Origin of the sequence: Brevundimonas sp., from assembly GCF_035999125.1 — a bacterium.
Lineage (GTDB): Bacteria > Pseudomonadota > Alphaproteobacteria > Caulobacterales > Caulobacteraceae > Brevundimonas.
Map to the genome: position 1 here is coordinate 173,843 of NZ_DASYGX010000004.1, position 18,473 is coordinate 192,315.

At 70.7% G+C, this 18,473-nt stretch carries 16 protein-coding genes; 6 read left to right on the forward strand and 10 right to left on the reverse strand.

The annotated features are described in order from the left end of the window. The gene (locus VGN45_RS02510) at window positions 1-639 is read right to left on the reverse strand and encodes a TetR/AcrR family transcriptional regulator (RefSeq protein ID WP_327458955.1); all 639 of its coding nucleotides are present in this window, start codon (window positions 637-639) and stop codon (window positions 1-3) included. Between the two features lie 115 nt (window positions 640-754). Here VGN45_RS02510 and VGN45_RS02515 point away from each other — a divergent pair, with 115 nt between their 5' ends. Genes VGN45_RS02515 through VGN45_RS02530 form a run of 4 tightly spaced genes read left to right on the forward strand, consistent with a single transcriptional unit; the run spans window position 755 to window position 4,932 of the window. Next, on the forward strand, window positions 755-1,900 hold the full coding sequence (locus VGN45_RS02515) for an ABC transporter permease (protein ID WP_327458957.1): 1,146 nt from the start codon (window positions 755-757) through the stop codon (window positions 1,898-1,900). Between the two features lie 5 nt (window positions 1,901-1,905). Continuing rightward, window positions 1,906-2,637 carry an ABC transporter ATP-binding protein gene (locus VGN45_RS02520; RefSeq protein WP_327458960.1) on the forward strand — a complete coding sequence of 244 codons (732 nt, stop codon included), beginning with the start codon at window positions 1,906-1,908 and terminating at the stop codon, window positions 2,635-2,637. Further along, on the forward strand, window positions 2,618-3,583 hold the full coding sequence (locus tag VGN45_RS02525) for an efflux RND transporter periplasmic adaptor subunit (RefSeq protein WP_327458962.1): 966 nt from the start codon (window positions 2,618-2,620) through the stop codon (window positions 3,581-3,583). Before VGN45_RS02520 ends, VGN45_RS02525 begins: the two co-directional genes overlap by 20 nt. Next, window positions 3,580-4,932 (forward strand): TolC family protein, encoded by a 1,353-nt coding sequence (locus VGN45_RS02530; RefSeq protein ID WP_327458964.1) that lies wholly within the window; start codon window positions 3,580-3,582, stop codon window positions 4,930-4,932. The genes VGN45_RS02525 and VGN45_RS02530 overlap by 4 nt, the downstream gene beginning before the upstream one ends. Before the next feature lie 6 nt (window positions 4,933-4,938). On the opposite strand, the gene VGN45_RS02535 is transcribed toward VGN45_RS02530, so the two are convergent. From VGN45_RS02535 to VGN45_RS02575, 9 genes are all read right to left on the reverse strand, one after another. After that, window positions 4,939-7,155, reverse strand: coding sequence for a TonB-dependent receptor domain-containing protein (locus VGN45_RS02535; RefSeq protein ID WP_327458966.1), 2,217 nt, complete (start codon window positions 7,153-7,155; stop codon window positions 4,939-4,941). Between the two features lie 145 nt (window positions 7,156-7,300). Beyond that, window positions 7,301-7,912: a bifunctional phosphoribosyl-AMP cyclohydrolase/phosphoribosyl-ATP diphosphatase HisIE gene (hisIE, locus tag VGN45_RS02540; RefSeq protein WP_327458968.1), complete on the reverse strand. Its 612-nt coding sequence runs from the start codon at window positions 7,910-7,912 to the stop codon at window positions 7,301-7,303. Then, on the reverse strand, window positions 7,909-8,676 hold the full coding sequence (hisF, locus tag VGN45_RS02545) for an imidazole glycerol phosphate synthase subunit HisF (RefSeq protein WP_327458970.1): 768 nt from the start codon (window positions 8,674-8,676) through the stop codon (window positions 7,909-7,911). The genes hisIE and hisF overlap by 4 nt, the downstream gene beginning before the upstream one ends. Next, a complete protein-coding gene (hisA, locus tag VGN45_RS02550) occupies window positions 8,673-9,404 on the reverse strand; it encodes a 1-(5-phosphoribosyl)-5-[(5-phosphoribosylamino)methylideneamino]imidazole-4-carboxamide isomerase (RefSeq protein WP_327458972.1) in 732 nt (243 codons plus the stop codon). Before hisA ends, hisF begins: the two co-directional genes overlap by 4 nt. Continuing rightward, a complete protein-coding gene (hisH, locus tag VGN45_RS02555; RefSeq protein ID WP_327458974.1) occupies window positions 9,401-10,000 on the reverse strand; it encodes an imidazole glycerol phosphate synthase subunit HisH in 600 nt (199 codons plus the stop codon). Before hisH ends, hisA begins: the two co-directional genes overlap by 4 nt. Beyond that, a complete protein-coding gene (gene hisB, locus VGN45_RS02560) occupies window positions 9,997-11,427 on the reverse strand; it encodes an imidazoleglycerol-phosphate dehydratase HisB (protein WP_327458976.1) in 1,431 nt (476 codons plus the stop codon). Before hisB ends, hisH begins: the two co-directional genes overlap by 4 nt. Then, window positions 11,424-12,731 carry a histidinol dehydrogenase gene (hisD, locus tag VGN45_RS02565; RefSeq protein WP_327458979.1) on the reverse strand — a complete coding sequence of 436 codons (1,308 nt, stop codon included), beginning with the start codon at window positions 12,729-12,731 and terminating at the stop codon, window positions 11,424-11,426. The genes hisB and hisD overlap by 4 nt, the downstream gene beginning before the upstream one ends. Beyond that, window positions 12,731-13,612, reverse strand: a complete 882-nt coding sequence (gene hisG, locus VGN45_RS02570) for an ATP phosphoribosyltransferase (protein ID WP_327458981.1) — start codon at window positions 13,610-13,612, stop codon at window positions 12,731-12,733. Before hisG ends, hisD begins: the two co-directional genes overlap by 1 nt. A gap of 10 nt (window positions 13,613-13,622) precedes the next feature. Further along, the gene (locus VGN45_RS02575; protein ID WP_327458983.1) at window positions 13,623-13,940 is read right to left on the reverse strand and encodes a YerC/YecD family TrpR-related protein; all 318 of its coding nucleotides are present in this window, start codon (window positions 13,938-13,940) and stop codon (window positions 13,623-13,625) included. Window positions 13,941-14,094: 154 nt separating this feature from the next. Between VGN45_RS02575 and VGN45_RS02580 the strand changes: the two genes are divergently transcribed. Both VGN45_RS02580 and VGN45_RS02585 read left to right on the forward strand, forming a co-directional pair. Beyond that, window positions 14,095-16,416 (forward strand): M1 family metallopeptidase, encoded by a 2,322-nt coding sequence (locus VGN45_RS02580; RefSeq protein ID WP_327458985.1) that lies wholly within the window; start codon window positions 14,095-14,097, stop codon window positions 16,414-16,416. A gap of 341 nt (window positions 16,417-16,757) precedes the next feature. Next, complete coding sequence (locus VGN45_RS02585) at window positions 16,758-18,473, forward strand: DUF1800 domain-containing protein (protein ID WP_327458987.1); 1,716 nt, start codon at window positions 16,758-16,760, stop codon at window positions 18,471-18,473.

Sequence of the window (18,473 nt, forward strand, 5' to 3'; positions counted from 1 at the left end):
CTATGGCCGCTCCGGCGCGTGGGCGCGGATGAACTCGTCGGCGGCCGCCTCAAGGTGGGCCTTCAGCCGCTCCGGCTCGATCGGCGGCAGGCCGAAGGAGGCGCGCAGATGCGCCTCGCCTTTGACGCCGCCCAGATAGCGCCAGGCGGCGCCGTCCGGATCGCGGACGTTCAGCCGGCCCTTGACCGTTTCCGCGCGCAGCCAGTCGGCGACGCGGTTCTTCAGGTTCAGCACCGCCGTCTCGTAGAACAGCTCGGCCATGCGGGGGGCCCGCGCCGTTTCGGCGACCAGGACGCGATTCATCTGCATCGCCTTCTCGCCCGTCACCAGATCCAGGAAGCGGGTGGCCAGCAGGATCAGGGTGTCGCGAACCGGCTGGTCCGGCGCGGGCAGAAAGCTGTCAGGCGAGACGGCGCGCTCGCATTCCTGTCGGAGCACCGCCGCGAACAGGGCGTCCTTGTCGGCGTATCGGGCATAGATCGTGGCCTTGGACACCCCTGCCTTCTGGGCGACGGCGTCGACGCTGACCGCCTCATAGCCATGCTCCATGAACAGGTCGCCCGCCGCCTGCAGGATCGCTTCATCCTTGGCGGCGTCGCGGGGGCGACCCCGACGGATCGTGGGTTCGGCGAACGTCATCGCACCGTCACTTGACATACTGAACCGATCAGTATTGTTATTCGAACAGTACCCCAGCTTACCCCCAGGCGCCAGTCCCGGCGCAACCCCGACCACGGATCATGGGATTCCGAGGATGCGATCTGTCGCGCTGAAAATGCTGCTGGGCGACGGCGCCAAATATCTGGCGCTGGTGTTCGGCGTGGCCTTCGCCACCCTGCTGATGAGCCAGCAGGTCTCGATCTTCGTCGGTCTGATGACGCGAACGGCCAACCAGGTGCTGGACGTTCGCGAGGCCGACGTCTGGGTCATGGACCCGCGCGTGCGCTACGTCGACGAGGTGGAGCCTCTGCCCGACGCGGCTTTGGGGCGGGTGCGCTCGGTGGACGGCGTGGAATGGGCGACGCCGCTCTACAAGGGTCTGGCCATCCTGCGGACCCGCGACGGACTGATCAATCAGGTCAGCCTGGTCGGCGTCGACGACGAGAGCCTGGTCGGCGCCCCGCGCGAGTGGCTGGCGGGCGATCTGAACGCCCTGCGCCAACCCGGCGGCATCGTGTTCGACAAGGAGGGCGCGGGCCTGATCTGGCCGGGCGACGATCCGCTGACCAAGGTGGGGGTGGAGGCCGAAATCAACGACCGGCGCGTGGTGGTGACCGGCATCGCCGACGCCAGCCCGCCCTTCATCACCTTTCCCATCGCCTATATGCGCTATTCCGAGGCGCTGAAGCTGACGCCGCCCCAGCGCAACACGATGTCGTTCGTCCTGGTCCGCGCCCGCGACGGCGAGGACCCCAGGGCTCTGGCCGCCCGCATCACCGAACAGACCGGCTACCAGGCGCTGAGCTGGGACCAGTTCGCCTGGCGCAGCGTGCAATACTATCTGACGCGGACGGGCATCCCGGTGAATTTCGGCATCACGGTGATGCTGGGCTTCGTCGTCGGCGCGGCGGTGACGGCCCAGACCTTCTATCTGTTCGTGATCGAGAACCTGCGCCAGTTCGGGGCGCTGAAGGCCATCGGCGCGACGAACGGCCAGATCACCGCCATGGTCCTGCTCCAGGCCGCCGTGGTCGGGGCCATCGGCTATGGTTTGGGCATGGGCGGGGCGGCCCTGTTCTTCACCTTCGTGAGCGGCGGCGCGGCGCTGGAGGACTTCTACCTGCCGTGGCAGGTGCTGGTCGGCACCGGCGTGGTCGTCTTCCTGATCATCCTGATCTCGTCGCTGGGCAGCCTTCTGAAGGTCTACCGCGTCGATCCCGCCATCGTGTTCCGGGGATGACGGCCATGGCTTTCGACGCACCGGTCATCGCGCGCGGCGTGGACATGGCCTTCGGCTCCGACGGGGTGAAGACCCAGGTTCTGTTCGGCGTGGATCTGGACATCGCCGCCGGCGAACTGACCATGCTGGTGGGACCGTCCGGCTGCGGCAAGACCACCCTGCTGTCGATCCTGTCCGGCACCCTGCGCCCCACCGGCGGCGAGGTGACGGTGATGGGCCAGACGATCACGTCCCTGCGCGACGCCGACAAGGTGCGGCTGCGGCGCAAGCGGATCGGTTTCATCTTCCAGCAATACAACCTGCTGCCGGCCCTGACCGCGGCCGAGAACGCCGCCATGGCCCTGGTCACCGACGGCGTGCCGCTGAAGGTCGCCGCCCACCGCGCCCGCGGGGTGCTGGAGACGCTGGGCATGGGCCCGCACGCCGACAAGCTGCCGCGCCAGCTGTCGGGCGGCCAGCAGCAGCGCGTCGCCATCGCCCGGGCCATCGTGCACGAGCCCGATCTGGTCGTGTGCGACGAGCCGACGGCCGCGCTGGACGCCGAAACCGGCCGTCAGGTCATGGGCCTGCTGAAGGAGGCCGCCGCCGGTCCCGGCCGGGCCGTCCTGGTCGTGACCCACGACAACCGCATCTACGGCTACGCCGACCGCATCATCGCCATGGAGGACGGCCGCATCGTCGGCGACAGCCGCCACGGCACGCTCCCGGAGGGTCTCCATGTCCACCAGCCTGCGTAAGCGCCTGTCCAACCTCGCCCTGCCGATCGCGGCGGGCGGGCTTCTGATCTTCGCGGTCTCGACCGTGATCCAGCCCGCGCGCACCCGCGCCCAGCCGCCTGCGGCCCCGGCCACCTCGCCGCTTGACCGCTCGCTGTCGGGCGTCGGAACGGTGGAACCGGAGAGTGAGCTGATCTCCGTCGCCACGGAGCTGTCCGGCGTGGTGACGCGCGTCCTGGTCCGACCGGGCGAGGCGGTCCAGGCCGGGCAGCCGCTGTTCGTTCTGGACGCCCGCGCCGCCACCGCCGCCCTGGCCGCCGCCGAGGCCGACGTCGAGGTGGCCCGCGCCACGCTGCGACAAGCGGAGGTCGCCCTGGCCGACGAACGCCAGCGGCTGAGCCTGTTCGAGGCCGTGGACGATCCCCGTGCCCTGGCCGTCGATGAGCTGGACCGCCGTCGGTTCGCTGTGCGCAGGGCCGAGGCCGCGGTCGGCGCGGCGCGGGCCCAGGTCCGCTCGGCCGAGGCGGCGGTGCGGGTCAGGCGCACCGACTTGGCGCGCTTGACCGTCTCCGCCCCCATCGCCGGGCGCGTCTATCGCGTGGACGTGCGCCCCGGAGAGTTCGCCGCCGCCGGTCCGGCCGCCCAGCCCCTGATCGCGCTCGGCGCCGACGGCCGCCTGCACGTCCGGGCAGAGTTCGACGAGGCCGACCTGGGCCGCCTGCGCACCAATGGCCGGGCCTACGGCGTGCTGCGGGGGCGGTCGGACGTCAGGGCGCCGCTCACCTTCGTCCGGGTGGAGCCGCAGGCCGTCGAGAAGCGCGCCCTGTCCGGCGGGTCGGAGCGCGTCGACACCCGCGTGGTGGAAGTGCTCTACGCCTTCGACCCCGTCGCCCATCCCGCCTTCTTGGGTCAGCGCATGGACGTCTTCGTCGAAGCCGCGCCGCGCCCGACCGGAGCGGCCCGATGAGATGCGCGCTGCTTCTGATGGGCGTCGGGGCGTCGATCGCCGCCTGCGCCGCGCCCGCCCTGCCGCCGCTGGAGGCGACGCGCGACGTCCCGCAGACGTGGACGCAGGCTTCGGCATTGCCGGCCGAGGGCGTCGACGATCAGTGGTGGCGCACGTTCGACGACCCGCTGATCGAGCGGCTGATCGCCTTGGCGGACGGGGCGGACGACGTGGCCCTGGCGGCCGCGCGCCTGCGTGAGGCGGAGGCGCGCGGCGGGCGGGCACGCGCCCTGCTGCGCCCCGAAGTCGGCGCCGGCGGATCGGCCGAAAGCGCGCGCGTCGACGACCTGGAGCAGTCGCAGGCCGAGGGATTGGCGTCGCTTATCTGGTCGCCCGATTTGAACGGCGCGGCCGGCGCCCGTGCGCGATCCGCCCAAGCCGCGACGGAGGCGGAGGCCGCGCGCCTGGCCGCCGTGCGCCAGGCCACGCGGGGCCAGACCGTCCGCCTGGTGGTCCTGTGGGCCGAGGCCGAAGCCCGGGTCGCCGCCGGCGAGGCGGGCGTCGCCGCCCTGGAAGAGACGTTGGAGGTGGCCGAGACGCGCGCGCGCGCCGGCCTGACGTCGGGGCTGGATCCGGCCGCCGCCCGCGCCGAACTGGCCGCCGCCCGGGCCCGGCCGCTGACGGCGCGTCAAGCCGCCGACGAGGCCCGTCTGGCGCTGGAAGCCCTGCTGGGTCTGGCGCCCGGCGCCCTGCGGGGCGAACGGCCGGGCCTGCCCGGCGGCCCCCTGGCCGTCGGCGCGGCGCCGCCGGTGGAGATTCTGGCCCGGAGACCGGACCTGCGGGCGGCCGAGGCCGATCTGCGCGCCGCCGGGTTCGACGCCGAGGCGGCGCGCAGGGACTTCTGGCCGAGCGTCAGCCTGTCCGCCGCCCTCGGCGGTCGGTGGATCGATCCGGAGACGCCCTTCTCGGTGAGCGGGCCGCTCGGCTCGGTCGCGGGCTCGCTCAGCGCGCCGCTGTTCAGCTTCGGCCGTCTGGAGGCCGCGCGAGACGGGGCGGACGCCCGCCGGGACCAGGCCGCGATCGCCTATCGCCGCGCCGCGACCCGGGCGCTCGCAGAAGTCGAGACCGCCCTGGCGGCCCTGTCGTGGGCCCAGGCCCGCGCCCGGGTTCTGGAAGAGGCGCTGACCGCCGCAGATGACCGGCGCGCCCTGGCCGACCGCCGCCACCATGCCGGGGTCACGTCCATCCTCGACGTGCTCGCGGCGGACCTGGCATTAAGCCAGGTCGCCGCCGACCTGGCCGGAGCCCGCGCCGACGTCGCCCGCGCCTGGATCGCCCTGGGTCTGGCCCAGGGGCTGGGCGCGGTCTGACCGCCGTCAGCCCGGTCCCTGCCCGGTGTTGAAGTCGAACTGCTCGGGCCGCCGCGGACCGCCGCCGAAATTCCAGGTCAGGCCGACGAAGAAGGCCGGCTCCTGGAAGCGGTTGGTCGTACGGTCGCTGAAGTCCGGAGTGTCGATCACCACCTTCTGCTCGGCCGTGTCCAGGACGTTGACCCCGGTCAGGGTCAGGCTGAGGTCGTCGGTCAGCTTGCGACGATAGCCCAGGTTCAGGATGCCGAACGGCTCGCGATACCCCTGCGCCTGCAGCTGTTCGCCGTTGTAGAAGCCGTTGGCCTGGAAGAAGTCGACCTCGGTAGGCTGCCAGTTCAGCGAGGCGCGCACGCTGGCGGTCGTGCCGCTGCGATCCGATCCCGCCACGCCCGGCACGAAGATGTCGTTCTTCAAAACGGTCCCCGAGACGTTGTAGCTGATGCCCGCCGGCAGCTGGCCGTTGGCGATGAACTCGACGCCCGTGCGCTGCGCCTCGCCGAGGTTCTCACGCGTCGTCAGGACCACGCCGTTGCCGAGATCCTGCACGACGTCGGTCACCCCGCCGGAACTGTCGCGGTAGAACAGCGTCGCCGAGTAGAAGGTGCGGCCCTGCCGCATCTGCCAGCCCAGCTCGAAGCTGTCGGTGATCTCCGGGTCCAGGTCAGGGTTGCCGCGACGCAGATTCTGCACGTCGACATAGGTCGTGAACGGGTTCAGATCCTGCGGCTGCGGGCGCGAGATGCGGCGGCTGTACCCCCCGCGCAGACGCTGGCTGTCGGTCAGCTGATAGCCGAAATTGAGGGTCGGATAGGCGCGGAAATAGTCGCGCGACGCCTGCACGTTCTGGGTCACCTGGTCGATGGTGAATTCGACCTGCTCAAGACGCAGGCCGAATTGGACGTCCAGATCGCCGAAGGGGCGGTCATGGGTCACGTAGGCGGCGTGGATCGTCTCGTCGTAGCGGAACTCGCTGTTCAGGTTCGCGACCGGCGCCAGGCTGGCGAAGGTGGGGCCACGGAAGCCGAAGTTGTCGAAGACGTCGTCCTCGACATCGAGCTCGTAGCCGATCTTCAGATTGCTGCGCTCGCCCAGGGGACGCGTGTAGTCGGCCTTGATTCCCCATTCGTCCGAGGTCGAGCCGCCCCCGATCCGCTCGGCGAAGTCCGTGCCGGGCCCGGCGGTGTAGTCGGTGAAGGCCTCGGTCAGCCGTTCGTTTTCGAACCGGCTGAACTCCAGATCGACGACCAGTTCGTGCAGATCGCCCTCGAACTTGCGCCGCCACGTGGTGCGGCCGTTGAAGCCGTCGTTGCCGAACGACGTCGATCCGTCGCGCGCATAAGAGTCCAGCACGAGGCCGTTTCCGTCCTCCCGACTGAAGGTCTCGACGCCGTCGCCGCCGACGCTGAACTCGCGCCAGCCCAACTCGCCGCTGATCCGGTCGCGAGCGTTCAAGTCATAGTCGGCGCTCAGGCGGGCGTTGGTGGACCGGAAGCGGCCGTCGTTCACGTTCCGGTTCCGCTCGATGCGCTGGTCGGCGGGCGTCGGACCGGGGCGGAAACGGTCGCGCTCGCTCACGTTCTCGCCTTCCTGGTTGCGAAAGCCCAGGTCGCCCGCAATCGTCAGGGCGCCGTCGCGGCGGCTGCCGCTCAGCGAGGCGTTGTAGCGGCCCTCCCCGCCATACCCGAGACGTAGGGTTCCGCTCTGCGTGGCCTGAGCCGACTGCGGCGTCTTTTTAGTCACCAGGTTGATGATCCCGCCCGATCCTTCAGGGCTGAAGGCGGCGGACGGATTGGTGATCACCTCCACCCGCTCCAGCGTGCCGCCCGGCATGGCCTGGAGCGCATCCGCGCGGCTGCCGCCGCTGAACATCGCCGACGGGCGGCCGTCGATCAGGATCGTCACGTTGCCGTCGCCGCGCAGGCTGACGTTGCCCTGCAGATCCACTTCGACGCCCGGCACGTTGCGCAGCACGTCGGCGACCGAGCCCGACTGGGCCTGCAAATCGTTGGCGACGTTGTAGCTCATCCGGTCGGCCTGGCTCAGAATGTCCGGGCGCACGCCACGGACTACGACCTCCTCGACCTCGGTGCCCTCTTCGTCGTCGTCCGCGGGCTGTTGAGTCGGGGGGGTCTGGGGCCGGGCGGGCGGCCGATCCTGGGCGGCGGCGGCCGTCGCGGCGAACAGAGACAGGGCCGTGGTCGCGAGCAGCGTACGGAGGATCATGTTCGGAGCCTGGGAGGAGGGTTGATGTCGATCGGACGTCGTTGAACGTGTAGTCGCGGCGTTTCCGTCGCTCCTGTTAATTTTCAGCAATGCGGGCCCCGCGTCGTGAGCGCGAGATGAGGGATCGGTGAAATCCGGCGGCGACCTAGCGTTTCACCGCCCTCTGGGCCAGCACGTCCAGCACGTCCTGCGACGACAGGCCACGCGCCTTCAGCAGCACCAGCAGGTGATAGATCAAGTCCGCCGCCTCCGAAGCCAGCTCCGCCGCGTCGCCAGCCGCCCCGGCGAGGGCCGTCTCAACGCCCTCCTCGCCCACCTTCTGCGCCGCCCGCTTCGGCCCTTCAGCCAGTAGGCGCGCGGTCCAGCTTTCGGCGGGATCGGCCTCGGCCCGCTCGGCGATCGTCCGTTCCAGCCGCGCCAGACGCCCGAGCCCCGGCGCGTCCTCGTCGCCGAAACAGCTGACGCGGTTCAGATGACAGGCGCTGCCCACCGGCCGCACCTTTACGACCAGGGCGTCGCCGTCGCAGTCGGCGATCATCTGCCGCACGAACAGCCGGTCGCCGGACGTCTCGCCCTTGCGCCATCGGCCGCCGCGCGAGCGCGAGAAGAAGGTCGCCTCGCCGCTCTCGATCGTCTCGTCGAGCGCCGCCCTGTCCATGTAGGCGAGCGTCAGCACCTGCAGGGTGTCGACGTCCTGCACCACCGCCGGAATCAGACCGCCGCCCTTGTCGAAATCAAGCGTCTCCGGATCGATCACGGCCTCACCTCCACGCCGGCCGCGGCCAGCTCGCGCTTCAAGTCCGGAATGTGCACAACCCCGGTGTGGAACACGCTGGCGGCCAGCGCCCCCGACACGTCGGCCTGCTCGAACACCTCGACGAAATGCGCCGCCGACCCGGCCCCGCCGGACGCCACCAGGGGGATCGTCACCCGCGCCCGCGCCGCCGACAGCTGCTCCAGGTCATAGCCGCGCCGCACGCCGTCCTCATCCATGCAGTTCAGCACGATCTCGCCGGCGCCCAGCCGTTGCGCCTCCACGATCCAGTCCAGCGTCCGGCGCCCGGCGCCGCGGCTTGCCGTGGGGTCGCCGGTGTACTGGTGCACCATCCAGTCGTCGCCCACCTTGCGGCTGTCCACGCCCACGACCACGCATTGCTGGCCCAGCCGTTCCGCCATCTCGGCGATCAGATCCGGCCTCTCCAGCGCCGGGGAGTTGATCGACACCTTGTCCGCGCCGTGCTCCAGGCATCGCGCCGCCTGCTCCACCGTGCGGATGCCGCCGGCGACGCAGAAGGGGATGTCCAGCAGCCGCGCGACGCTTTCGACCCAGCCATAGTCCAGCGTCCGGCCCTCGGGGCTGGCCGTGATGTCGTAGAAGACCAGCTCGTCGGCCCCCTCGTCGCGATAGCGGGCGGCCAGTTCGGCGGCGTCGCCCATGTCGCGGTGCCCCTCGAAGCGCACGCCCTTCACGACCCGCCCGTCCTTGACGTCCAGACAGGGGATGATGCGCCGCGCCGTCATCGCACGGCCTCCAGCGCCTGTTCGACGGTGAAGCGCCTCTCATAGATGGCACGCCCCACGATCGCCCCGGCGCAGCCCGCCTCGCGCGCGGCGGTCAGGTCCGACGTCTCCGCCACGCCGCCCGACGCCTGCACGTCCAGGTCCGGCCGCCGCTGAACGATCTCGGCCAGAAGCTCCAGATTGGGCCCAGTCAGGGCGCCGTCACGGCCGACGTCGGTGACCAGCAAGTGCCGCGCGGTCCCCTCCGGAAACCGGTCCAGCGCCTGCCACAGGGTGACCGCCGCCGCCTCGGTCCAGCCCTTCAGCGCCGGCACCGGCACGCCGTCCTTCACATTGACGTCCAGCGCCAGGGCGATCCGCTCCGCCCCGAACTCCGCCAGCCAGTCCGCCACCGCCCCGGGCGCCGTAACTGCCTGCGAGCCGACCACGACCCGCGCCACGCCCGCGTCCAGCAGGGCCGCCACGTCCTCACGCGACCGCACGCCGCCGCCGGACTGGATCCGGACCTCGGCCGACCGCGCCAGCCGGCCGATCAGGGCGTGCTGCACCGCGCGCCCGGCTTGGGCTCCGTCCAGATCGACGACGTGCACCCACGCGGCGCCCGCCGCGACGAAGGCGGCCAGCCGCGCGACCGGGGCGTCGTCATAGCGCGTGACCTCGTCGAACCGCCCATGCATCAGCCGCACGCAGGCGCCGTCCCTCAGGTCGATGGCCGGATAGACGATCACGCGCGCAGCTCCAGAAAGTTCTTCAGAATGCGGGCCCCGGCGGCACTCGACCGCTCCGGGTGAAACTGGCAGCCCCAGCGGTTCCCCGCCCGCACCACCGCCGGCACCGCCCCGCCGTACTCAGCTTTCGCCAGCGTCGCCGGGCCGTCCGGGCAGACGTAGCCATGCACGAAATAGGCCCAGGCCTCGTCGCCCAGCCCGTCCAGCAAGGGATCGTCGCCCACGAACTCCAACCGCGACCACCCCATGTGCGGCACCGGCCGCGACGGGCCGGGCTCCATCCGGCGGACGCGACCGGGGATCAGCCCCAGCATCTCCGCCTCGCCCTCGTCGCTGCGCTCGAACAGCAGCTGCTGCCCAAGGCAAACGCCCAGCAGCGGGCGCGGAAACGCCCGGATCGCCTCGCTCAGCCCCAGCTCCGTCAGCCGCGCCATCGCATAGCCCGCCGCGCCCACGCCCGGCAGGATCAGGCGCTCGGCCGCCTCGATCTCCGCCGCCGTCGAGACCAGCCGCACCTCCGCGCCCAGCCGCTCAAGCGCGAACCGGACCGAGGCGACGTTGCCGGCGCCGTAGGCGACGACCGCGACCGTGCTCACAGCACCCCCTTGGTCGACGGCACGGCCTCGCCCTCGACGCGGATCGCCTGACGCAAGGCGCGACCCAGCGCCTTGTAGACCGCCTCGGTCTTGTGGTGGTCGTCCTGCCCCGTCACCGAGACGTGGATCGCCGCGCCCAGGTGCTCCGCCAGACTGCGGATCACGTGGGCCGTCAGGTCGGTGCGATACTCGCCGAGGAACGCCGTGGAGAACTGGCCCTCGAACACGGGATAGGGCCGGCCCGACAGGTCGATCGACACCTTCGCCTCGGCCTCGTCCATCGGCAGGACGAAGCCGTAGCGGGCGATGCCGCGCCGCTCGCCCAGCGCCTGCTTCAGCGCCTGGCCGAGCGCGATGGCGCTGTCCTCGATCGTGTGGTGCGGATCGGTGTGCAGGTCGCCCTCGCAAGACAGGCTCAGCGAGAAGCCGCCGTGCGCCGCCACCTGCTCCAGCATGTGGTCGAAGAAGCCGACGCCGGTGCGGATCACCACCGGACCGGTCGCGTCCAGATCGACGGCGCAGACGATGCGCGTCTCCTTCGTGTCGCGCACGGCCTGCCCAATGCGATGCGGCCGCCCCGCGGCCGCCAGTCCGAACGCCGCCAGCGTCCGGTCGTTCAGCTCCGTCCTGGCGAAGACGGGCAGGCGCAGGCGCTCGCCCTCGACCTCGGCGGCGACGCCCAGCCGCGCCAGCGCCGCGCGGGCGCCGGCCAGGTCGCTCGGCCGCGCGGCGATGACCGGCCCGACGCCGGTTTCCACCGACATCTCGCGCGACAAGGCCTTGACCATGCGGGCGCGCTCGTCGCGGACGCGCGCGATCCGGGCCTCGGTTTCGACCACGCGCGACGGGTCGAGCGCCTGCAGCGCCAGCCGCAGGCTGGGTTCCGGCACGGGATGCGGCTCAAGCACTTCGGCGATCCGCGCCAGCGTTTCCGGTCGCGCGATCAGGGCGCCGACCCGCGCCCCGGTCAGACCGTGCGACAGCGACAGGCTGCGCACGACGACGAGGCTTTCGCGCTCGCGCGTCAGGGCGGCCACCGGGGGCTGGTCGGAATACTCCGCGCGTGCCTCGTCCACGACCAGCAGGGTAGGGGCGACCCGCGCCGCCATTTCGGCCACCGCCTCGCCCGATCCGAGTCCGCGCACGATGATGGCCAAGGTTTCCGCGCCTTCCGGGGACGCGCGATACAGTTTCGCCAAGGCGTCGAACGGCGGCACGCCCGGCGCCTCGACCCTCAGGCCGTCGCGCGCCGCCAGCCGGAAGATCAGCTCCAGCCCATGCGACGCCCCGCGCACCGGCAGGATGTGGTCGACGGGCACGCCATAGACCTCGGCCATGCGGGCGGCGACGGCCGCCGTCGACGACGGCGCGCGATCCAGGCCCTCGGCGCCGGAAACCAGCGGGGGAAACGGCGCGGGCAACGTCATCCCGCGCTCCTCATATCGGCCGCCCGCGCGTGCGCCTCCAGCCCCTCCAGCCGCGCCAGCCGCGCCGCCACCGGTCCGAGTTCCGCCGCACCTCGCCCGGTCACGGTCTGCACCGACATCGACGTCATGAAGCTGGCGGTCGTGATCCCGCCCAGCGTCCGCGCCCCGCCGTCGGTCGGCAGGACGTGGCTGGGCCCGGCGGCATAGTCGCCCAGCGTCTCGGCCGCGTGCCGGCCCACGAAGATGGCCCCTGCGGCCGTGATGCCGTCGATCAGCGCGTCGGCGTCGTCGACCTGCAACGCCAGGTGCTCGGGGCCATAGGCGTTGATCACCTCCAGCGCGGAGTCCAGGTCGCGCACCAGGATCGCCCGCGCCTCGGCCAGAGAAGCCCGCGCGACGTCCGCGCGCGGCAGGTCGGCCAGTTGCGCCTCGACCTCGGTCAGCACGTAGTCGATGGTCGCCCGGCTGGTGGAAACCAGCACCACCTGGGCGTCCGCGTCGTGCTCGGCCTGGCTCAGCAGGTCGGCAGCTGCGATCTCCGGCGCCGCGTCGCGGTCGATGACGACCATCAGTTCCGACGGGCCCGCCGGCATGTCCACCGCCGGCCCGCCCGACAGGGCAGCCGCCTGCTTCTTCGCCTCCGCCACCCAGGCGTTGCCGGGCCCGAACAGCTTGTCGCACGCCGGGATCGCCCCGTCGTCGAACGTCGCGCCGAAGGTCAGCGCCGCGATCGCCTGCGCCCCGCCGATCAGCCAGATCTCCTCCAGGCCCGCCTCGGCGCCCGCCAGGATCATGGCCGGGTGGATACCGCCGTCCTTCGCCGGGGGCGTCACGGCCACCCGCACGGGCACGCCCGCCACCTGGGCCGGGATCGCCTGCATCAGCAGCGACGAGAACAAGGGCGCCGTGCCGCCGGGCACATAGATCCCCGCCGACCGGATCGGCCGCCAGGCGATGCGGGAGCGCACGCCCGGCGTCGTCTCGACCCAGGCGCCGTCCTCCGGCCGCGTCGCCTGATGGAAGACCCGCACGTTGTCCGCCGCGACGCGCAGGGCCCGCACGTCGGCCGGCGGCAGGGCCGATCGCGCCTCGGCCACCGTCGCCGCGTCAAGCACGACCCGGCGCGGGGCGTGCCCGTCCAGCTTCAACGCCCACTCGGCAACCGCAGCCCCTCCGCGCGCCCGGACGTCGTCCAGGATGGCGCGCACGCCGTCGGTCACGCGGGCCTCAGCCCGGCGCGTGGGACGCGCCAGCGCCTCGCGCCGACCCGCTTCGTCCAGTGAAGCCCAGTCGAACCGCTTCATCACATCATCTTCTCGATCGGCAGGACCAGGATGGCGGACGCCCCCTCGGCCTTCAGCTTCTCCAGCGTCTCCCAGAACACCGCTTCCTGGCAGACGGCGTGAACCGCGACCGCGTCCTCGCGCCCCGACAGCGGCATCACCGTCGGCGCGCCCGCGCCGGGCAGAAGGGCCGTGATCCGATCCAGATTGGCCCGCGGCGCGTTCAGCATCACGTACTTGGCGCCCTGACTGGCCACCACGCCCGCCATCCGCTCGACGATGCTGTCCAGCAGGTCGGCCAGTTCCGGCTCGGGCGCGACGGGCGAGCGGATCAGCACCGCCTGGCTGTCCAGCACGGTCTCGCGCGCCTGCAGGCCGTTGGCCTCCAGCGTCGCCCCGGTCGAGACCAGGTCGCAGATGGCGTGCGCCAGCTTCAGCCGCGGCGCGACCTCGACCGCCCCGCGCATGGTCACCACGTCGGCGGTCACGCCCTGGTCAGCCAGCCAGCGCTTCAGCACGCGCGGATAGCTGGTCGCCACGCGCCGGCCCTCCAGCGAGGCAGGCCCGGCATAGTCCAGCGTCGGCGGTACGGCGATCTTCAGCGTGCACCGGCCGAAGCCCAGCGGCATGACCACCTCGGCGTTCGGCCCGCCGTTGCGCCCCTCCTCCAGCACGTTCTCGCCGACGATGCCCAGATCGCAGACCCCGTCCGCGACGAAGGTGGGGATGTCGTCGTCGCGCACGCGCAACAGGTCGATCGGCGCATTCTCGATGCGGTACAGCAGGTCGTTCGTGCCCTTGACGACCCTCAGGCCCGCGTCGCGGACGAGGTCCAGGCTGCGTTCGGACAGGCGGCCGGACTTCTGGACGGCGATGCGCAGCCGCCCCTTCACGGTACTCATAGGTTTTGACTCAGTGTTTGGCGGCGAGACGGTCCAGCACCAGGCGGTATCCCTGATGCGGCATCTCCTTCAGGAAGCGGGCGACCCGCACGACCGTGGTCGGGCTGGCCTGGGCTTCGGCGGCGATTTCGCGATAGGTCTTGCCGCCGCCGTCCAGCAGGCGCGCCACCTGCCACCGCTCGGCGAAGGCGCGCACCTCGGCCGGGGTGCACAGGTCAGACAGGAAGGCGTCGACCTCCTCGCGCGTCGTCAGCGCCAGCAGGGCGTCGTACAGTTCCACGCGGCTGCGGGCCGCGGCGGCGGCGTTCCGGGGCAGGACGTCGGTCATGGCGCGTTCCACTATGATGTAACGCTGGAACGGTCAAGCCCTCATCGACCGCGCGACATCCTGTCCGCTTCGTAATGATCCGCGCCTTGCGCCGGTTCTGGCGGGCAGTAAGGTCCGCCGCGATTTCGACGCTTTTCCCGACCGGAGCACGACCATGCGGCTGAAACTTCTGATGGTGGCCGCGTCCGGCCTCGCCCTGCTCGCTTCGGCCGCCCACGCCCAGGTCAGCGTCGGCGCCGTGGACCAGTCCAAGGGCGAATACGAGGACGCCTTCCGCCAGTTCGAGGGCGAGGACTGGCCGACCCCCAACGTGTATCGCGCCGCCACCGGCGAGCCGGGACCGGCCTATTGGCAGCAGAAGGTCGACTACGTCGTCGACGTGCGCCTCGACGAGGCGGGCCGCAGCCTGACCGGCAGCCAGCGCGTCACCTATCAGAACAACTCCCCGCACGAGCTGGACTACCTCTGGGTCCTGCTGGACCAGAACGGCTTCAAGCGGAACTCGATGGACCGCGTCACCTCCACGACGGGCGACGAAGGCACCTTCGGCATCTTCGACGTAGCCCAGGTGCTGATCTACGAGGACTGGGAGGGCGGCTTCAGCAACCTGACCGTCGCCGACACCCGCGGTCGGCCGATCCCCTTCCTGGTCAACGACGCCCTGATGCGCATCGACCTGCCGATGCCGCTGAAGCCGGGCGAGCGGGTGACCTTCGACATGGGCTACACCCTGGCCATCGGCGACGGCGACCTGACCGGCGGGCGCTCGGGCTATGAATGCTTCCGCGCCTCCGACGGCCAGTCGGACTGCATCTTCCAGCTGGCCCAGTGGTTCCCGCGCCTCGCGGCCTTCTCCGACTACGAGGGCTGGCACCAGCTGCCCTATCTGGGGTCTGAGTTTCCGCTGGAGTTCGGCGACTATCAGGTCTCCATCACCGTTCCGGCCGACCACGTGGTCGCCGCCTCCGGCTTGCTGGTCAACGACCGCGACGTCCTGACGGCCGAGCAGCGCCGCCGCTACGCCGCCGCCCGCACCGCCACCGACCCGGTCTACATCGTCAATCCGGCCGAGGCCGCGGCCGCTGAGCTTGGCGCGGTCGATGGAACCCGCACCTGGACCTTCCGCGCCGAAAACGTGCGCGACTTCGCCTGGGCCAGCTCGCGCAAGTTCGTCTGGGACGCCATGGGCGTGCCGAACGGCGACCCGGAGATGCCCGTGGTCATGGCCATGTCCTTCTACCCGGGCGAGGCGCGCCCGCTGTGGGATCAAATTTCGACCCGCGCCGTGGCCCATGCGCTGGACGTCTATGGGGAGGCCACCTTCCCCTATCCCTATCCCACGGCCCAGTCGGTGAACGGCCCGGTCGGCGGGATGGAATATCCGATGATCACCTTCAACGGCGCCCGCCCCCAGCGCGCGCCCGACGGCACGCCGCAGCGCGTGGACGACGTGAAATACGCCCTGGCCGGCGTGATCATCCACGAGATCGGCCACATCTGGTTCCCGATGATAGTCAACTCCGACGAGCGCCAGTGGATCTGGATGGACGAAGGCATCAACACCTTCGTGGAGTTCCAGGCCGAGAAGCTGTGGGACGCCGAGTTCGACGCCTCGGGCGAGCCGCGGGGCGGCATCATCCGGCACATGCTGTCGGAGAACCAGCAGCCGCTGATGACCAATGCCCAGAGCCTGACCAACTACGGCTATGAGGGGTATGTGAAGCCCGGCGTGGCGCTGACCGTGCTGCGCGAGACGGTCATGGGCCGCGAGCTGTTCGACCGCGCCTTCGCCGAATACGGCCGCCGCTGGAAGTTCAAGCGCGCCACGCCGTACGACTTCTTCCGCACCATGGAAGAGGTCTCGGGCATGGACCTGGACTGGTTCTGGCGCGGCTGGTTCTACTCCACCGACCACGTCGACATCTCGCTGGACAGCGTCGTCGTCGCCACGCCGGAACAGCCGAACGCGGGCGGCGGCGGGCAGCAGGCGCAGGCCCCGGCGACCCCGCCGGCGCCGGAGCCGCCCTCGGTCACCGTCCTGGCCGACCGGGCCGAGGGCCGCGTGCCGCTGGTGGAGCGCATGCCCGCGCTGGACGATCCGTCCGACGAGGGCTCCGCCGAGTTCCCGATCACCGACGAACAGCGCCGCACCTGGGCGGCCGCCAAGAACGGCCAGTACGACGGCCTGATCGCCCGCGCCCGGTCCTTCGACGGCAAACTGTACCGCCTGACCTTCTCGAACGTCGGCGGCGTGGTGATGCCGATCATCGTTCAGTTCACCTACGACGACGGCACGACCGAGACGGTGAAGATCCCGGCCGAGATCTGGCGCCAGAACAACCGCACGATCACCTGGCAGCACGTGACGGACAAGACCGTGACCTCCGTCATGGTCGATCCGATGCAGCAGACCGCCGACGCCGACCTGGCCAACAACGGCTGGCCCCTCACCGCCGCTACGCCCGCGGCGGAGTGACCGGATGACGGGCGGGCGGCGCAACCTCGGGTCGCGCCGCCCGTCGTTCCCTGTCCGCGCGCATCCGCTCGATCAGCGCCGACGCCGGCAACAGCAGGATCATGACGCGCCTCCACTTGCGAATCGTTCGCACATTGAGAGCGAGTCGCAGATGACGCAAGAGCGGTCGTGACGTCAGGCGATCAAGAGACCCTTCCAGCCGCCAGCCCCGGGGGAGCCGCGTTGCCGGCTCCCCCGGAGCGGGTGATCACGCATCCGTTTGCCGGCCGCGGCCGATTCCTGTCGCGCAAGTTCTGCATTTGTAGGATGGTCGAGGCGAAGCAGCTCTGGGGGGAGTGCTCGTGACGATCGTCGCCATGGCCGGATGTGCTCGGCTGGTCGCCGTTTCAACCGTGCTCGCCGCGGGCCTCGCCGGTTGCGGCGGCGGTGGAGAGCAGGGCAGCGGCGCCGGCCCCGCTCCTCCCGGCGGCGGAGCGCCGCTCAGCGACGCCGAGGCGGCCCGGTTCCTGACCCAGGCGACGTTCGGCGCCACCGACGCCGACATCAACGCACTGAAGTCGTTGGGATATGCGCGGTGGGTGGACATGCAGGTCACCCTGCCGTCGTCCTCGCATCAAGCCTATATGGACAACCGGCTGGTGCAACTGCGCATCACCCAACCGTCCGCGACCTTGAACGCCAATCACTTCTACGAAAGCTTCTGGCTTCAAGCAGCCACCGCCCAGGACCAACTTCGCCAGCGGATGAAGTTGGCGCTTTCCGAAATCTTCGTGATCTCGTTGCTCGATCCGGGCGTCGACGCGCGCGGAGCCGGCGCCTACTACGACATGTTGGGCGCGAACGTCTTCGGCAATTTCCGCACACTCCTGCAACAGGTCAGCCTGCATCCGATGATGGGCGTCTACCTGACCCATCTGGCCAACCAGAAGGAAGACCCTACGACCGGTCGGAACCCCGACGAGAATTTCGCCCGAGAAGTCATGCAGCTGATGACGATCGGGGTGAACCGGCTGAACCCGGACGGCACAGTCGTCACCGACGGCTCCGGCGTGCCCGTTCCCGCCTACACGCCGGCGGACATCTCCGGACTGGCGCGCGTGTTCACCGGCATGAGCTGGTACTCGCCGACGCCGACGAACAACACCTTCTTCGGCCGAAACCGCGATCCGGACGCCAGCGTCCGGCCGATGATCTTCTATCCCGCCTTCCACTCCACCTCGACCAAGACCTTCCTGGGAACCACCGTCGCGTCGGCCGACGCCGCCACGGAATTGGGCCAGGCGTTGGACGTGATCTTCAACCACCCCAACGTCGGTCCCTTCATCGGCCGTCAGCTGATCCAGCGGCTGGTGACCAGCAACCCCAGCTCCGCCTATGTCCGCAGGGTCGCCGCCGTTTTCGACGACAACGGCGCCGGCGTGCGCGGCGATCTGGCCGCGGTGGTGCGGGCGGTCCTGTTCGATGCGGAAGCGCGCGACATGTCGGCCGTCGGCAGCGGCGCCTTCGGCAAGGTGCGCGAACCGATGGTCCGCCTCGTCAACTGGATGCGGGCGTTCGGCGCGACCTCGGTCTCCGGCAACTGGCTGATCACGTCCACCAGCAGCAGCCTGTCCTTGGCTCAGTCGGCGCTGGCGGCTCCGTCCGTGTTCAACTTCTTCAGGCCCGGATATGTGCCGCCGAACACCCGATTGGGCTCAGCCGGCCTGAATGCCCCAGAATTCCAGATCGTCGACGAAGTGACCGTCGCCGGATATGCCAACACCATCCAGGGAGCGATCGGCACGGGCATCGGATCCGGCGCCGACGTGCGTTCCGCCTACCAGGCCGAAGTCGCCGTGGCCGACGATGCGACGCAGCTGGCCGACAGGATGAACCGCCTGCTGCTTTACGGTCAGATGTCGACCACGCTCAGGGCACACATCGTCGAGTGCGTGAACAGCGTCGCCATTCCCGGCGCGGGCGCCAGCCAGACGCAGATCGACACGGCACGCCTGAACCGGGCGAAGCTGGCCGTCTATCTGACGATGATCTCGCCGGAATACCTGGTTCAGCGATGA

Bases quoted from the DNA above. Each gene is read 5' to 3' on its own strand.
- hisB (WP_327458976.1), bottom strand. From the start codon at position 11,427: ATGACGTTGCCCGCGCCGTTTCCCCCGCTGGTTTCCGGCGCCGAGGGC.
- VGN45_RS02525 (WP_327458962.1), top strand. From the start codon at position 2,618: ATGTCCACCAGCCTGCGTAAGCGCCTGTCCAACCTCGCCCTGCCGATC.
- VGN45_RS02530 (WP_327458964.1), top strand. From the start codon at position 3,580: ATGAGATGCGCGCTGCTTCTGATGGGCGTCGGGGCGTCGATCGCCGCC.
- VGN45_RS02575 (WP_327458983.1), bottom strand. From the start codon at position 13,940: ATGACCGACGTCCTGCCCCGGAACGCCGCCGCCGCGGCCCGCAGCCGC.
- VGN45_RS02510 (WP_327458955.1), bottom strand. From the start codon at position 639: ATGACGTTCGCCGAACCCACGATCCGTCGGGGTCGCCCCCGCGACGCC.
- VGN45_RS02535 (WP_327458966.1), bottom strand. From the start codon at position 7,155: ATGATCCTCCGTACGCTGCTCGCGACCACGGCCCTGTCTCTGTTCGCC.
- VGN45_RS02580 (WP_327458985.1), top strand. From the start codon at position 14,095: ATGCGGCTGAAACTTCTGATGGTGGCCGCGTCCGGCCTCGCCCTGCTC.
- VGN45_RS02520 (WP_327458960.1), top strand. From the start codon at position 1,906: ATGGCTTTCGACGCACCGGTCATCGCGCGCGGCGTGGACATGGCCTTC.
- hisG (WP_327458981.1), bottom strand. From the start codon at position 13,612: ATGAGTACCGTGAAGGGGCGGCTGCGCATCGCCGTCCAGAAGTCCGGC.
- VGN45_RS02515 (WP_327458957.1), top strand. From the start codon at position 755: ATGCGATCTGTCGCGCTGAAAATGCTGCTGGGCGACGGCGCCAAATAT.
- hisF (WP_327458970.1), bottom strand. From the start codon at position 8,676: ATGACGGCGCGGCGCATCATCCCCTGTCTGGACGTCAAGGACGGGCGG.
- hisD (WP_327458979.1), bottom strand. From the start codon at position 12,731: ATGAAGCGGTTCGACTGGGCTTCACTGGACGAAGCGGGTCGGCGCGAG.